Source organism: Paenactinomyces guangxiensis (assembly GCF_016055185.1).
Taxonomy (GTDB): domain Bacteria; phylum Bacillota; class Bacilli; order Thermoactinomycetales; family Thermoactinomycetaceae; genus Paenactinomyces; species Paenactinomyces guangxiensis.
Window position 1 is genome coordinate 18,083 of record NZ_JAECVR010000018.1, and the last position, 16,319, is coordinate 34,401.

General features: G+C 47.0%; 15 protein-coding genes. 13 read left to right on the forward strand and 2 right to left on the reverse strand.

Annotated elements, in window-relative coordinates; genetic code table 11:
- Nucleotides 1-140: 140 nt before the first annotated feature.
- Together I8U27_RS15285 and I8U27_RS15290 are read left to right on the forward strand one after the other, a co-directional pair.
- Nucleotides 141-1,385, forward strand: a complete 1,245-nt coding sequence (locus I8U27_RS15285) for a dicarboxylate/amino acid:cation symporter (RefSeq protein ID WP_181753067.1) — start codon at nt 141-143, stop codon at nt 1,383-1,385.
- Between the two features lie 203 nt (nt 1,386-1,588).
- The gene (locus tag I8U27_RS15290; protein ID WP_181753069.1) at nt 1,589-1,840 is read left to right on the forward strand and encodes a twin-arginine translocase TatA/TatE family subunit; all 252 of its coding nucleotides are present in this window, start codon (nt 1,589-1,591) and stop codon (nt 1,838-1,840) included.
- Nucleotides 1,841-1,905: 65 nt separating this feature from the next.
- On the opposite strand, the gene I8U27_RS15295 is transcribed toward I8U27_RS15290, so the two are convergent.
- Nucleotides 1,906-2,121: a YbdD/YjiX family protein gene (locus I8U27_RS15295; RefSeq protein ID WP_181753071.1), complete on the reverse strand. Its 216-nt coding sequence runs from the start codon at nt 2,119-2,121 to the stop codon at nt 1,906-1,908.
- 3 nt (nt 2,122-2,124) lie between these two features.
- Nucleotides 2,125-4,197: a carbon starvation CstA family protein gene (locus I8U27_RS15300; RefSeq protein ID WP_181753073.1), complete on the reverse strand. Its 2,073-nt coding sequence runs from the start codon at nt 4,195-4,197 to the stop codon at nt 2,125-2,127.
- Nucleotides 4,198-4,489: 292 nt separating this feature from the next.
- On the opposite strand from I8U27_RS15300, the gene gatC reads away from it, so the two are divergent.
- The 11 genes from gatC to iolA all read left to right on the forward strand — a co-directional run bounded on the left by gatC (nt 4,490) and on the right by iolA (nt 16,240).
- A complete protein-coding gene (gatC, locus tag I8U27_RS15305) occupies nt 4,490-4,780 on the forward strand; it encodes an Asp-tRNA(Asn)/Glu-tRNA(Gln) amidotransferase subunit GatC (protein WP_181753076.1) in 291 nt (96 codons plus the stop codon).
- A gap of 11 nt (nt 4,781-4,791) precedes the next feature.
- Entirely contained in the window at nt 4,792-6,258 is a 1,467-nt protein-coding gene (gatA, locus tag I8U27_RS15310; protein WP_181753078.1) for an Asp-tRNA(Asn)/Glu-tRNA(Gln) amidotransferase subunit GatA, read from the forward strand.
- Nucleotides 6,255-7,688 carry an Asp-tRNA(Asn)/Glu-tRNA(Gln) amidotransferase subunit GatB gene (gene gatB / locus I8U27_RS15315; protein WP_181753080.1) on the forward strand — a complete coding sequence of 478 codons (1,434 nt, stop codon included), beginning with the start codon at nt 6,255-6,257 and terminating at the stop codon, nt 7,686-7,688. Before gatA ends, gatB begins: the two co-directional genes overlap by 4 nt.
- 77 nt (nt 7,689-7,765) lie before the next feature.
- Nucleotides 7,766-8,071, forward strand: coding sequence for a hypothetical protein (locus I8U27_RS15320; protein ID WP_181753082.1), 306 nt, complete (start codon nt 7,766-7,768; stop codon nt 8,069-8,071).
- A gap of 59 nt (nt 8,072-8,130) precedes the next feature.
- Entirely contained in the window at nt 8,131-8,892 is a 762-nt protein-coding gene (locus I8U27_RS15325) for a sirohydrochlorin chelatase (RefSeq protein WP_181753084.1), read from the forward strand.
- A 137-nt stretch (nt 8,893-9,029) separates the two neighbouring features.
- On the forward strand, nt 9,030-9,278 hold the full coding sequence (locus tag I8U27_RS15330; protein WP_181753086.1) for a hypothetical protein: 249 nt from the start codon (nt 9,030-9,032) through the stop codon (nt 9,276-9,278).
- A gap of 30 nt (nt 9,279-9,308) precedes the next feature.
- Nucleotides 9,309-9,986, forward strand: coding sequence for a YidC/Oxa1 family membrane protein insertase (locus I8U27_RS15335; protein ID WP_181753088.1), 678 nt, complete (start codon nt 9,309-9,311; stop codon nt 9,984-9,986).
- 284 nt (nt 9,987-10,270) lie between these two features.
- Nucleotides 10,271-11,572, forward strand: a complete 1,302-nt coding sequence (locus tag I8U27_RS15340) for an NCS2 family permease (RefSeq protein WP_181753090.1) — start codon at nt 10,271-10,273, stop codon at nt 11,570-11,572.
- 318 nt (nt 11,573-11,890) lie between these two features.
- Entirely contained in the window at nt 11,891-12,775 is an 885-nt protein-coding gene (locus I8U27_RS15345) for a diacylglycerol kinase (protein ID WP_181753092.1), read from the forward strand.
- A gap of 49 nt (nt 12,776-12,824) precedes the next feature.
- A complete protein-coding gene (gene rlmD / locus I8U27_RS15350; protein WP_181753094.1) occupies nt 12,825-14,198 on the forward strand; it encodes a 23S rRNA (uracil(1939)-C(5))-methyltransferase RlmD in 1,374 nt (457 codons plus the stop codon).
- Nucleotides 14,199-14,776: 578 nt separating this feature from the next.
- Complete coding sequence (iolA, locus tag I8U27_RS15355) at nt 14,777-16,240, forward strand: methylmalonate-semialdehyde dehydrogenase (protein ID WP_181753200.1); 1,464 nt, start codon at nt 14,777-14,779, stop codon at nt 16,238-16,240.
- Nucleotides 16,241-16,319 lie beyond the last annotated feature (79 nt).

Consider the following 16,319-nt stretch of genomic DNA (forward strand, 5'->3'; position numbering starts at 1 on the left):
TTTACAAGAAGTATACTTATAGTCAAGTAACCGCTTTCATTCTATTCTTCGATGCCGTGATTATTGGAAATCATGTATGGATCCATGTTATAAAGAACCTTTAGGACACTGCCAACCCTCTAACAGAAAGGTGTGAGTTTATGAAGAAACTTTCTCTGACAGCTAAAATCTTAATTGGTATTATTCTTGGTCTTATTGTCGGGGTTGTTTTAAACCTTTACTTCCCCAATGTATTTAAGCCGCTCAATGAATATTTATTCGATCCGGCGAGTCAGTTGTTTATTAAGGCAATTAAAATGATTGTTGTTCCACTGGTCTTTTTCTCGCTGGCTTCCGGTGCGGCAGGAATTGCCGACCCCAAAAAATTGGGCCGGATTGGTGTAAAAACCATCGTTTTATATTTGTTTACCACCGCGGTCGCGATTACTTTCGCACTGATTCTCGCTAATGTGATCCAGCCGGGTGTCGGCACCGATATCGCCAAATCAGCGGAAAAGCCTGAAATTGAAAAGGCACCGAGTGTGATGGATACCCTGGTAAATATTGTACCGGAAAATCCGGTGCAAGCCATGGCGAACGCAGATATGCTGCAAATTATCTTCTTTGCTTTGCTGTTTGGAATCGGCATGGCCTTGCTGAAGGATAAAGTAGTCCGTGTACGGGAGTTTATCGATCAAGGTAATGAAATCATGCTGAAACTGGTAACGATTATCATGGCAACTGCCCCGTATGCGGCTTTTGCCCTGATGGCCAGGGCAGTCGGGGAAGCGGGCATTGACTTGATCGGCTCGATGGCGTGGTACATGGTGACTCTGCTTCTGGCCCTGCTGATTCATATGTTAGTCACATATAGTACTTTGCTCACTGTGCTTGCCAAATATAACCCGGTTAAATTTTTCAAATCGATGGGCCGGGCGATGGAAGTTGCCTTTACAACGAGCAGCAGTGCCGCTACTTTACCGGTTACCATGGATGTAGTGGAGAAGGACTTTAAAGTTCCCAAATCGATCAGCAGCTTCGTTCTCCCGCTGGGCGCGACCATCAATATGGACGGTACCGCCATCATGCAGGGGGTTGCTGCGATCTTTATCTCACAATTGTATGGTATCCCGCTGGGACTTGAGCAGCAGCTTATGATTATCCTGACGGCTACACTTGCTTCTGTCGGTACAGCTGCGGTACCCGGCGCGGGCCTGATTATGCTGACGCTGGTTCTGCAAACGGTCGGTCTGCCGGTTGAGGGGATTGCCATTGTGTTAGGGGTTGACCGCCTGCTCGACATGAGCCGGACAGCGACCAACATTACAGGGGACGCTTGTGTAGCGGTCATTGTGGCAAAGGGAGAGAAAGGTAAAGAAGAAGAAGAGACAACCACAGCCGCTTAATCAAAAGAATATATGTGAGACTGCATAAACGGATGGTGCCTGTACGAGGGCATCGTCTTTTTTGTATATACATTTTCATGGAAAAATGCAGGAAATGGTTTCTCCCATTGTTAACAATTCTTTGCGGATGAAGCCGGGAATCAGTGTATAATAGCTAATAGAAATGTGAGCAAGTGTCCCTTTGCATAAAGGAGGGGGAACAATTGAGCATTAACGGTGTAGAATGGCTGCTTATTATCGGAGTGGCACTGATTTTGTTTGGTCCGAAAAAGTTGCCGGAACTTGGGCGGGCCCTGGGAAAATCTATACGAGAGTTCAAAAAAGCGACCAACGGGTTGCTGGAGGATGATTCCGGGAAAAAGCAGGAACCCTCCCAAACACCGGGCCATATACAGAAGGCAGTTCAGCCGGACACTCCGCCGGTGTCAAAAGAAAGCAGCCAAGCAAACCAATAATTGTACAACGATTCCCCGTTTCATGTTAACAAAAAGGATGCCCATCATTTGGACATCCTTTTTGATTAGCAACAGCGGCGTATGTTGCCGCCCCCGTATTTTTCATCGTTTGCACGACGGTGAAATTCCTTTGCACTTAAAGGTTTTTCTCCGGGATGGTTCTTTTGGAAATGTTCCAGATACCTTTCGTAATTGGGTACACCGGCCATCTCATTCAGATAATGGGCAATGGCCCGGAACGGTTTCTTCCACCGGGGACAGGAAAAGTTTCTTTTGTTCATCGGTTACCCTCCAATCGTACCCGGTTGATGTGGAACATATGCCGATTCCTGCAAGGGAAGCTTTTCTTTTTTAACCAGGATTTTATACCAGACGCGGGCGGCATCGACGATAATCACAACCACCAAAAGCATGAAGATCGCCGTCAGGACAGCGTCAATCTGGTTATTGAAAACGATCCGTTCCATCTCTTCAAGGGATTTGGCAGGACCGATCACATTTCCTGCTTGAATGGCAGCTTGATATTTTTCGGCAGCAGCCAGGAAGCCGATGCTCGCATCTTCATGGAACAGCTTTTGCCAGCCTGCGGTCATGGTCACTGTTGTTAACCAGACAAGCGGAGCAATGGTGATCCAGGAGTAAATGGTTTTACCCATCTTAATGAGGATGGTTGTGCCGACTACCAGTGCAACCACTGCCAGCATCTGGTTGGCAATCCCGAAGAGGGGCCACAGGGTGTTAATACCGCCTAACGGGTCAATCACCCCTTGATACAGGAAATAACCCCATCCGGCTACAATAACAGCACTGGCGAATATATTGGCGGGATAGGATTCGGTTCGGCCCAGTGCCGGAGAGAATCGCCCGAGCAAGTCCTGAAGCATGAAACGCCCTACCCGGGTCCCTGCGTCGATGGTGGTCAGGATGAATACAGCTTCAAACAAGATGGCAAAGTGGTACCAGAATGCCATTAGGGAATCGCTGGTAAAGCTGGAGAAGATAAAAGCCATTCCCACGGCCAGTGTAGGTGCTCCGCCGGTACGGGAGAGAATCGATGTTTCACCGATCGATTTGGCCAGGTTTGTCAGTTCTTCCGGTGTAATCTTAAATCCGAAGTTGGATACTGCCGCGGCGGCGCTTGCCACATCCGTCCCGATCACGGCAGCCGGGCTGTTCATCGCAAAATAGACTCCCGGGGTTAACACACATGCAGCGATCAAGGCCATTATTCCGACAAAAGATTCGGTTAACATCCCGCCGTAACCAATCATCCGGGCATGGGACTCCCGGGCGATCATTTTCGGTGTGGTGCCTGAAGAGACCAGGGCATGGAAGCCGGAAATGGAGCCACAGGCAATGGTGATGAAGACGAACGGAAACAGGTTACCGGCAAAGACAGGGCCTGTACCGTCAATAAATTTTGTGAAAGCGGGCATCTTCAAATCCGGCATGACAAACAAAATTCCCAGTGCCAGAGCAAAAATGGTTCCCACCTTCAGGAAGGTACTCAGATAATCACGCGGTGCCAGCAGCAGCCAAACCGGAATCACAGATGCAATAAATCCGTATATAATCATTAACCAGGCAATGGTGGTTCCTTCAAGGGTGAACAATGGCCCCAGAGTGGGGTGCTCTGCTACATATTGGCCGGCATAAAGGGAAACGAGCAGCAGCACAAAGCCGATCAAAGATGTTTCCAGTACTTTTCCCGGCCGGATATAGCGCATGTAGATTCCCATGAACAGTGCGATGGGGATAGTCATGGCGATGGTAAACATCCCCCACGGGCTGTCAGCCAGTGCTTTGACAACTACAAGCGCCAATACTGCCAATAAAATAATCATAATTCCCAAAATAGCAAAGAGTGCAGTAAATCCGCCGACAGGTCCGATCTCTTCCCGGGCCATGTCGCCGAGTGACTTTCCGTTGCGGCGCATCGAGCCGAACAAAATGATAAAGTCCTGGACAGCCCCGCCGAGGACGACACCGACCACAATCCACAGGGTTCCCGGAAGGTAACCCATCTGTGCGGCCAAAATGGGGCCAACCAGCGGACCGGCTCCGGCAATCGCGGCAAAATGATGGCCGTACAGAATCCATTTGTTTGTAGGGACAAAGTCTTTTCCGTCATTGTGAACTTCTGCCGGAGTTTTCCGATTATCATCCAATTCAAAAACTTTTCTTGCCATAAAACGGCTGTAAAATCGATAACCAATCGCATAAGTACAAGTAGCTGCAACAAGAAGCCAGAGAGCGTTTACCGATTCACCCCGGTACAAGGCAAGAACAGCAAAGCCGGCGGCGCCCAGTGCAGAAATTCCTGCCCAGACCAGATATGAGAGCCAGCGGTTCTTCATCTCCATCTACCTGCCTTTCTACAAATGTGAAGTGTTTTATTCATTATACCTGAAATTATTCATAATATGGACAAAAAATTAGAGGAGGAGCGGGGACACTCAAAGCGGAAAACGGATGACCAGCAGGGCAGAACCGGTGCAAAATTGGAATAACAATCGAAGTATATAGAGGAAGGTAAGGAAATCAGCTTCTTTTGTGCTATACTGTGATAAGAATTGATTGGGCAAACTGGAGTTGTGGTTTCTGACAGGCCTGACAGACGAATCTATGAACCTCGGAGGTGAAACAAGCATGACAATTTCCAAAGAACAAGTACGGAAAGTAGCCGGTTTGGCACGTTTAAAACTGACTGATCAGGAAGCGGATCAATTTACCGGCCAACTGAATGATATTCTCGGGTTTGCAGAGAAGCTGAACGAGCTGGATACTGAAAATGTGGAGCCAACCAGCCATGTGCTGCCAATGGCCAATGTGCTTCGTGAAGACGAGGTGGGACCTTCTATACCACGGGAAAAAGCTTTAGCCAATGCACCGGATCAAAAAGAAGGTATGTTCCGCGTACCACCTGTATTTGAAGAATAAGGGGGAGAAACATGTCGCTGCTTCGTGAATCGTTAAAAGAAATACATAAGCGTTTGGCTCGCCGTGAAATCTCTGCACGTGACCTTGTTGAGGAATCTCTTGCGCAGATTGAAAAAGTAGACGGACAGGTCCGGGCCTTTTTGACGGTTGATGCCGAAGGTGCGAGAAAAAGTGCAGAAGCGCTGGATCAGCAGCTTTCCGGCTCCGGGGAGAGGGGATTGCTCGCTGCCCTGCCCGTCGGAGTGAAAGATAACATCTGTACGGAAGGATTGACAACCACTTGTGCGAGTCAACTCCTGGCCAACTACCAGCCGATCTATAACGCTACCGTAGTTGACAAGCTGGCCGAGGCCCAGGCGGTAACTGTGGGCAAGATGAATATGGATGAGTTTGCAATGGGTTCATCGACGGAAAACTCCGGCTTTCATTTCACCTATAACCCATGGGATTTGGAGCGGGTCCCGGGGGGCTCCAGCGGGGGATCGGCAGCAGCTGTGGCCGCAGGAGAAGTTTATTTTGCTCTCGGTTCCGATACCGGCGGCTCGATTCGCCAGCCGGCTGCTTTCTGTGGCGTGGTCGGCTTAAAACCTACCTACGGGCGTGTTTCCCGTTATGGTCTGGTCGCTTTTGCCTCTTCGCTTGACCAGATTGGGCCGCTCACCAAAAATGTAGAGGACGCAGCTTATGCCTTACAAGTGCTGGCCGGTTATGATCCGAAAGATTCAACCTCTGCCGATGTAGAGGTGCCGGATTACCTGTCTGCCCTTACAGGAGATGTAACCGGTTTGCGCATTGCCGTACCAAAGGAAATGATGGGCGAAGGTATTGATGAAGGGGTTCGTGAACGCATCAAAGAAGCTCTCGCCACCTTGCAAAAAATGGGGGCAGTAGTAGAGGAAGTTTCTCTGACTCATGCCAATTATGCGGTTGCTACTTATTATCTGCTCGCCCCGGCTGAAGCCTCCTCCAACCTGGCGCGTTACGACGGGGTTCGCTACGGAGTCCGCAAAGAAGGAAGCAATCTGCTGGACATGTACCTGGAAACGCGCAGCCAGGGCTTTGGAGCTGAAGTAAAACGCCGTATTATGCTGGGAACATACGCTTTAAGCTCAGGATATTATGATGCTTATTATTTAAAAGCCCAAAAAGTGCGTACATTGATCCGGCAAGATTTTGAAAACATTTTTGCCGGCTACGATGTGGTGATCGGACCAACCACTCCTACAACTGCTTTTAAGATTGGTGAAAAGGTGGATGATCCGCTTACGATGTATGTGAATGATATTTGCACCATCCCTGTGAACCTGGCCGGTCTTCCGGCGATTAGTGTTCCCTGCGGGCTGGCGGACGGACTTCCTGTCGGCTTGCAGATCATTGGAAAAGCTTTTGACGAATCAACTGTTTTGCGGGTTGCCCATGCTTATGAGCAGGCAACGGAGCGCTTACCAGTTCCACCGATGGGAGGGGTGCGTGCATGAGTAAATATGAAACAGTGATTGGACTGGAAGTACATGTCGAACTATCAACCAAAACAAAAATCTTTTGCGGATGTTCCACCGAATTCGGCGCACCTCCCAATACCCACACCTGCCCGGTTTGCCTGGGACACCCGGGAGTCCTCCCTGTGTTAAACCGGGAAGCTGTCAATTTCGCCATGAAAGCGGCGATGGCCCTCAACTGTGAGATCGCCGAATACAGTAAATTCGACAGGAAAAACTACTTTTATCCCGATTCGCCAAAGGCATACCAAATCTCCCAGTACGATCAACCCATCGGGCAAAAAGGCTGGATTGAGATAGAAGTCGGGGGAGAGAAAAAACGGATTGGAATCACCCGTGTACATCTGGAAGAGGATGCAGGGAAACTAAACCATATGGAAAACGGAGAGGGCTCTCTTGTCGACTTCAACCGGGTGGGAGTTCCTTTGATCGAAATCGTGTCTGAACCCGATATGCGTTCCCCGGCTGAAGCGAAAGCTTATCTTGAGAAGCTGAAAACGATCATTCAATATACCGGTGTTTCCGATGTGAAGATGGAAGAGGGCTCTTTGCGCTGTGATGCAAACATCAGCTTGCGACCTGTCGGCTCTGACCGGTTTGGCACCAAAACAGAGATGAAAAACCTCAACTCCTTCCGCAATGTGGAGAGAGCTCTGGAGTATGAACAAAATCGCCAGGCAGAGCTGTTGGACCGCGGGGAAACCATTGTCCAACAAACGTTGCGCTGGCTGGAAGATCAGAACAAAACCAAGTTGATGCGAAGTAAGGAAGAAGCACATGATTACCGCTACTTCCCGGAGCCGGATCTGGTTCGCCTCCATATTGATGAATCATGGAAAGAGGAGATCCGCTCTTCCATTCCCGAGCTTCCGGATGCCCGCAAAGAAAGATATACCCGCACTTTTGGGCTGTCCGACTACGATGCCGGCATCTTGACCGCATCCAAAGCGGTTGCTGATTTCTATGAGGAAACGGTAGCGGAAAAGGCAGACCCTAAACTGGCCTCCAACTGGATCACTAGTGATCTACTTGGATATCTGAATGCAGAGGGCAAAGAAATTTCAGACGTCCGGTTTCCCCCGCGCCATTTGGCGGAGATGATCCGACTGATCCAAAAAGGTACCATCAGCAGCAAAATTGCCAAAAAAGTATTTAAGGAAATGCTGGAAAGCGGAAAAGGGCCGGGCCAAATTGTCGAAGAAAAAGGTTTGGTGCAGATCAGTGATGAAGGCCAGTTAAAAGAAGAAGTGGCCAAGGTGCTGGCGGCTAACCCGAAATCAATCGAAGACTTGAAAAACGGAAAAGATCGGGCGCTGGGGTTTTTGGTTGGACAGGTAATGAAAGCGACCAGAGGAAAAGCTAATCCACAGATGGTCAACCAGCTGATTCGGGAACAGATTGGTCTATAGTGGATGTTATCAATATCCGGCTCGTCCCTGATGGGGCGGGCTCCTTTTTAGATGAAGCAGCCAGAGGAGGTTGACCGTTGCAACTGTTTTATATCCTAGTTATCGTTTTGTTTCTCGGTTTCGGTATTTACTATTTATTTTTCGGGAATTCTCCGGCAGTCGCAGTGCATTTTCTCCTGATCGCACTTTATTTTTTTGTTACCTTGTTTGAATTTCGCAGAAAGCCGTTTTCCCGAAACGTATACCTATTAGTGATTCTGCTGTTGATTGCTGATGGGATTGCCAACTTATTTATCTTCAGGACCAGCCTCTTAAGCGGAATCGTCAGCATTTTTTTTGCTTTTATCGCCTGGCAGACCTATCAACGTTTGAAAAAACGTTAAACGTTTCAAGCAGCCACTTGTGATACAATAAACAAGGGAAGCGCGTGGAGGTGAAATCCTTGAAACATCGTGGAGTACTCGTGATTGCCCATGGTTCCAGCAAACAGGATTGGGTGGAACTTGTGGACCAGGCAGTAAAACAAGTCCAACTGGACTACCCGGTGGCAACTGCCTTTCTGGAAATGGTAGAAGGGCGTTCCATCCCTGACGGGATCAAAGAACTGGAGGAACAGGGTGTCACTGAAGTCATTGCGGTTCCTTTGTTTGTATCGTCCGGGAGCACTCATATTGAAGAAATCAGCTATCTCCTCGGCCTGAATCAGCATCCGAAAGTGGAGGTAGAGGAAGAGCCATTTGAGATAAATGCCAAAGTCCGCTTGTGTCCGGCTATGGATGACCATCCGTTGATCAGCGACATTCTCGTGGAGCGGGCCGGAGAGATGAGCGTCAATCCGGCTGAAGAGGTCATTCTTCTGGTCGGTCACGGCAGTGATGTGGAAGGATTTAAGCAACTCTGGGAAAAGGGGATGGACAGCCTCGCCAAACAGATCCGCCGGAAATTGGGATTTTCCGATGCAGTACTTGCTACCATACACCCGGATAATCTGCACCGGCGATTAAGTGAATGCAGCCGCAACAACCGTGTCCTCGTCCTTCCGCTTTTCCTCAGCGAAGGATATTTTACAAGGAAAGTTCTCCCGTCACGGATGGAAGGCTTAGATTATGTATACACTGGAAAAACATATCTTCCCAGCCCGCTGATTTCACGCTGGATCGAAGCAGTGGTTAATGAGGAAATATCAAACAAGGAAGCTGTATAGATGAAAGCCCTCCGTCCCGACCGGAGGGCTTTTCCATATGGATTGCCCGCAATTTATAACGCCGTTGAATTGTATCTTCCAGTAAAACAGGCCCATATGATATGATATTTTTATCAACGAAAGCGGGGTGAGAGGGCATGGAACTGGATTGGACCCCATCATTGGGGTGGATGATTCTTTTTGTTGCAGCGTTTGCTGCTATCATCGTAGTTTGCGTGAATGCCAGGTCCTCTCACTTCTGGTATAAAAACTGCGATCTTTTACAATATAAAAAAATCTCTCACGTCTCCCCAATGTTACACCCCAGGCTGTGGATCATCGCGAAAACCCGCCTGCGGATGGGAAACGCTGACGATGAAGGAGACCATTCCTTCCTCTTTGTTTGAACTTCATAAAACAAGGGGGAAAGAATGTTGATGGATAACTTTTTTCAGACACTCAGCCACTATTTTCAGCCTGTCTTTACCGGCCTGGAGCATTGGGTCGGTGACTGGGGCATCGCTGTTATTTTGTTTACGATTCTGGTCAGAATTTGTCTGATTCCCATCTCTGTACGCCAGTCCCATCTGGCGGCCAATCAGTTTGTCTTCTCCCGGAAAGCGGCAGAATTGCAGAAAACATGGACCGGAACCAGGGAAGCACTGGCAGAGGAAACGCCAAAGCTGATGCGGAAACATAAATTTAACCCCTTTGCCATGTTTTTGAATGTTTTGATCCAGTCTCCCGTCTTAATTACGGTATATGCCACCTTTTCTCATCTCGGTCCGACGGCTCATTCTGTCCTTGTGCCATGGGTAAGCAGCATCGGCTTACCTGATCCCTGGGTGATTGTTCCGATTGCCATCGCCGTCGCCAATGGATGTACGGCCATGGTTACACTGATTCCGGCTGATCTGATGCAGTCCGGGTCAACCAAGTTTAGCTTTGTCCTGATGGCGGGAATCTCTCTCTTCATCTTATGGTCGGCTCCAGTCGCAACCGCTCTCTATTACGGTACTTCGAGCCTGTGGGGAGCCCTTGAACGAAAAATATTGCGACGCCATGTTCGGCGCCGGATTTTAAAACATTGGAATCCTGAAACCGCAGATACTTGACGGATCAGCCCAGTCCGCCCCGGGACTGGGCTTTTCATTTGCCCCGGCAGGGGGGAATGGTTCCCTGTTTCAAATATAAAACCCTTTACCTATTAACCCTGAAAGTTTCTTGACCACGGTTTTGTCCTTTCAGCGTTTTTGGTACATAAAGCAAATGTAAATCCAACATGTTAAGGATATAGGGATTCATACATAAAGTTAAAAATAACAGTTGATTATCTTGTTAAAAACGAATATTATATACTTTGTTATGATAAATATTCGTATTTTTGGAGGAAGAAGCCATGTTTCAGTTGAAAAAACAGGGGTCCTCGCTGAAAAAAGAATTGGTAGCTGGTCTGACTACCTTTTTTACGATGTCATATATCATGGTAGTCAATCCGATTATTCTGTCAGATGCTGGTGTACCCTTTGAACTAAGTTTTACGGCTACTATTATTGCAACTGTCGTGGGAACATTGATCATGGGATTTTATGCCAATTATCCGATTGCGATTGCACCCGCTATGGGCTTAAATGCTTATTTTGCCTATTCTGTGATGAAGGCACACGAAGGGCTGGGATACGCGGAAGCTTTCGCTGCCGTATTTGTGTCAGGGCTCTTATTTGTGATTCTTTCTTTAACACCGCTGCGTACCAAATTGATTGAAGTGATTCCCGATAACTTAAAGAATGCGATAACAGCAGGGATCGGTTTATTTATCGCTTTTATCGGTTTGCGTTTGTCGGGGCTTGTCAAAGCTCATCCGACGAATCTGGTTACTCTGGGTGATCTGCATTCTACTTCGTCTCTCCTCACATTGATTGGCCTGGCGGTTACACTGATCTGTATGGCCCTTGAAATTAACGGTGCGTTATTCATCGGTATGGTTGTCACCGGAATTGTCGCTTTTTTTACCGGACAGCTCTCTTTCCAAAAAGGCATTGTTTCCCTCCCGCCGATCCCGGATCAACTGGTCGTGATGAATCCTGTAGATGCGATTGGGGACGTTGTCCAGTTTGGCCTGTATGCAGTTGTTTTCTCCTTTTTGCTGGTAACTCTTTTTGATACGACAGGCACTGTACTCGGAGTGGCGAAACAGGCCGGTCTGATGAAAGGAGACAAGCTTCCGCGCGGTCAACGGACATTAATTGCCGACTCGGTGGCGACCCTGGTTGGTTCCATGTTTGGTACAAGTCCGACATCAGCCTATATTGAATCGGCATCAGGTGTAGCCACAGGAGGAAGAACAGGACTTACTGCTGTGGTAGTCGCGATTCTGTTCGCATTATCCGCTTTCTTCAGCCCGTTAGTTGGAGCCGTTTCCGGTATTTCCGCGATCACCGCACCGGCGCTTATTGTGGTTGGTTCGTTGATGACAGGGCATGTCAGCCACATTAACTGGAACAAAATCGATGAAGCTTTCCCGGCATTTTTGGTAATTCTCAGCATGCCGCTCACTTCCAGTATCGCTACGGGAATTGCTTTAGGCTTTATCTCCTATCCTTTGATGAAACTGGCCAAACGGCGCTGGAAGGAAGTCCATCCCCTTGTTTATGTGTTTGCCGTTTTGTTTCTTTTCCAGTTGATTTATCTGCCTCATTAACTACAGCCGTGATTGACGGCCTGTGCTTCCTTCACAGGTCGTTTTTTTATGGGCAAAACTCATAAAGAAAAATAAAACGAAAAAAATAGAGACAAGGTGCTTTTTCTGTGAAAGTATGTACCAGTGGGGGAAGGCAGGATTTGTCCCGTTCCCGATCGGCGCCCTGCGAAGAAGCAAAGATGGCCGCTCCCCGGATGATTCAACTTTCACAGAGTTGTCCCCAGCCATAAATGTTTGCTTTGAAGTTGACATTATTCATCAGTAAACTATTATCAATAGTAGCGGTTTCGGAAAGTCACAGAGAAAAGGGGGGCAGGCATGAAACGTGCTCGCCTAATCTATAATCCGACAGCTGGACGGGAACTTGTGGAAAAGCGTTTACCCAGAATATTAGACTGCCTGGAACAAGCAGGCTATGAGACATCCTGCCGGGCAACACAGGATCAGTGGAGTGCCGCCCGGGAAGCCAAGACAGCCGCTGAGCGGGGATTTGATGCAGTGATTGCCGCTGGCGGTGATGGGACGATTCATGAAGTGGTAAATGGCTTAGCCAGTCATCCCCACCCTCCCAAACTGGGGATTCTCCCCGGCGGGACGACCAACGATTTTGCCCGGGCCTTAAAATTGCCGCGCGATTTATGTAAGGCTTGTAATATAATAGCTGCCGGCAAAACTTCCACCATTGATATCGGGAAAATTGGAAGCCGTTATTTTATCAATGTGGCAGCGGCCGGCAGAATTACCGAAGTTACATATGAAGCACCCAGCCGCTTGAAAACGATGATGGGCCCCCTGGCATATTATGCAAAGGCGATTGAAAAACTGGGCAGTTTGCATAAACCGTTTCCGATTCAAATCAAAACCCCACGCGGACAGTGGGAATCGGACATTCTGCTCCTGATCATCGCCAACAGCGTTTCTGTGGGCGGCTTTGAAAAACTGGCACCTTCCGCCAGTTTAAGTGATGGATTATTAGATGTCTTAATCATTCCGAAAACCAACATTCCCGACTTACTGCAACTGGCAGCGCTGGCGTACAAAGGGGAGCATATATACGACTCCCGGATTATCTATTTCCAAACAGAGCAATTGGATGTAGACACCTCTGAACCGCTCAAGTTAAACTTGGACGGGGAGTGGGGAGGCAAACTGGCCGGGAGATTTGAACTTCTCCCCCAACACCTTGAGATCTTTTGTCCATAGGCGTTCATCTGTGTTGATGGTGAACGTTTTTTAATAAGGAGCAGCAAACATGAAGCAAAAACCTCCGGTACAACCGGGTCAAGTAATTGAATATGAAATCACCGGACAGGGACACAGCGGAACGGGTGTAGGAAGATTTAAAGGCTTTACCGTGTTCGTTCCGCAGGCTGTACCCGGGGAAAAAGTAAGAGCGAGAATGACACAGGTCAAAAAGAACTACGGCCAGGCGGAATTGTTGCAAGTGCTGAAGCCACACCCGGACCGGACCGATCCGTTATGCCCGGTTTTTGCAGAATGCGGGGGATGCCAGTCCCAACATCTTTCCTATGAGACACAGCTCCGGTTGAAACGTCAGCAAGTGATCGCCAGTTTTGAGCGGATTGGCGGCTTGCAGCATATAACGATCCACCCTGTCATCGGCATGAAAGTGCCCTGGAGATACCGCAATAAAGCCCAGATCCCCTTTGGGCAGGAAGACGGGCGGGTCATTGCAGGATTTTACAGGCCCGGTTCCCATCAGATTATCGACATGGATGCCTGTCTCATCCAGCATCCCGAAAATGACCGGGTGGTAGCCGCGGTCAAACAATTGGCGAATGAACTAAACATCCCTGCTTACGATGAACAAAAACATCAGGGTGTTTTGCGTCACGTTATGGTCCGGATCGGGGTTCAAACCAACGAGCTGATGGTTGTCCTCGTCACCAACGGCGATTATTTGCCGCATCAAAAAACACTTCTGGAACAATTGCGTAGCCAATTTCCCAACTTAAAATCGATTGTGCAGAATATCAACCGCAAGCGGACTAACGTGATTCTCGGCCCGGACAACCGTTTATTGTGGGGCAGCCCGGTGATCTATGACATGATTGGCTCAATCCGGTTTTCCATATCTCCGCATTCCTTTTTCCAGGTGAACCCTTCTCAGACCAAAGTATTATATGACCAGGTTCGCAAATATGCCGCCCTCACCGGAACAGAAACAGTGGTTGATGCTTACTGCGGAATCGGGACGATTGCTCTTTACCTGGCGCAAGATGCCAAACAGGTATACGGAGTGGAAATAGTCCCTCAGGCGATTGAGGATGCCAGATACAACGCTGAATTAAACGGGATGAAGCATGTCCGTTTTGAAGCGGGAGCGGCGGAACAAGTGATGCCCCGCTGGTTGAAAGAAGGGATCAAACCGGATGTAATTGTGGTTGACCCTCCGCGCAAAGGATGTGATCCCGCTTTGCTTGATGCTGTTGTGGGGATGCTGCCTGATCGGCTGGTTTATGTTTCCTGTAATCCTGCCACACTGGCGAGGGATGCGAAGCTTTTGGCGGAAAAGGGGTATGCAACTGTTGAGGTTCAGCCGGTAGATATGTTTCCGCAGACAGGCCATGTGGAGTGTGTGGCTAAAATAATTTTAAAATCGTAAAACAAAAATAAAAACGTCTCGTTTAAAATAAACATTCCGATCCCAGCCCGGATTTCGTTAAAAAATACTTTTCCGATTTCCGGGTCTTTTCATGTCCAGCCCTTGATATTACTCGATTTTTTCTTTTTTATATAATATATATTTTTAAATACGAAAAAGAGGGTGGATCAATTGATCTAAAAATGAGAGATGTTGCTAAAAATCGTGAATGTTTCTCCAACAACTGTCTTTAGAGTTTTAAGGCAGCCTAATTTAGTCATAAGGTATTAAGAATAAAAATTATCAACCACACATGATCGCAAGTCAATTCCGAACAGAATAAATACAATTTCTTGTTAAAAATACTCAACATATCATAAAAACGAGAAAAAAGGTTGACCGAAAGCGTTATTAGTATTAAGATGTAATCAAATATAACCAAAACATAACCAACATATAATAAACATATTTGATAAAAGCAATAAATACCATAAGGTTATCAATTTATAAGTATAGCTTGAAATCAATTTCAAGCTAAAAACGCAAATCACCCATTAATAAAAAAGCGATAATAGGAGGGAGAAGAAATGTCCGGAGTAATGGTGAAAGTTCAAAAGCTAAAAAACTACATAAATGGTGAGTGGGTAGAAAGCAAAGCGACTCAATACGAAGATGTATACAACCCGGCTACAAAAGAAGTAATTGCTCAAGTTCCGATCTCTACAAAAGAAGATGTTGATTATGCGATCGAAGTGGCAGCAAAGGCATTTGAAAAGTGGAAAAATGTCCCTGTTCAAAAACGTGCACGAATCCTATTTAACTTCCAACAGTTATTACAAAAAAATAAAGAAGAATTAGCCCGAATTATTACAACTGAAAATGGTAAAAATCTTTCTGAAGCATTAGGTGAAGTTGGACGAGGAATTGAAAATGTTGAATTTGCTGCAGGAGCTCCTACTCTAATGATGGGTGATTCGTTGACAACGATCGCAACAGATGTAGAAATAACGAACTACCGTTATCCGCTTGGGGTTGTCGGTGGAATCACACCATTTAACTTCCCGATGATGGTACCTTGCTGGATGTTCCCCATGGCGATTGCTGTAGGTAATACATTTGTACTGAAGCCATCTGAAAGAACTCCATTGCTAGCGCAAAAATTAGCAGAACTATTAGAAGAAGCCGGCCTTCCTAAAGGTGTATTCAATGTAGTACATGGTGCGCATGATGTGGTAAACGGACTTCTGGATCATCCAAAAGTTAAAGCTATTTCCTTTGTTGGTTCACAACCAGTTGGTGAATATGTTTACAAACGTGGAAGCGCAAACCTTAAACGTGTTCAAGCCTTAACAGGTGCAAAAAACCACTCCATCGTTTTAAATGATGCGGACTTAGAACATGCTGCAACAAACGTAATTGCTTCTGCATTTGGATCTGCGGGTGAACGTTGTATGGCTTGCTCTGTTGTAACAGTAGAAGAAGGCATTGCAGATGCATTCCTTGAAAAATTAATAGAAAAAGCAAAAAATGTGAAAATCGGAAATGGACTGGATGAAGGTGTGTTCCTGGGCCCGGTTATTAGGGAACAAAATCATCAACGTACATTAGGCTATATCCAAAAAGGGATTGAGGAAGGTGCAAAATTAGTTTGTGATGGCCGCGAAAACGTACCAGAAGAAGGATATTTTGTTGGGCCAACTATTTTCGACGGTGTCACAACAGATATGACCATCTGGAAAGACGAAATTTTCGCTCCAGTATTATCAATCATTCGTGTTAAAAACTTAAAAGAAGCAGTTGAAACAGCAAATAAATCAGAATTTGCAAATGGTGCATGTATTTATACATCAAACGCTTCATCTATTCGTTATTTCCGTGAGAATATCGATGCAGGTATGTTAGGAATTAACTTAGGTGTTCCAGCACCAATGGCATTCTTCCCATTCTCTGGTTGGAAGTCTTCATTCTATGGAACATTACATGCAAACGGAAAAGATAGCGTTGATTTCTACACTCGTAAAAAAGTAGTTACAGCAAACTACAAAGCGCCATCATTTGAATAAGACTTTGACATTAAGCTATTATCCTGACTATCTTAAGTTGGGATAATAGCCATTTAAAAATGACTTCATAGGAGTTGGA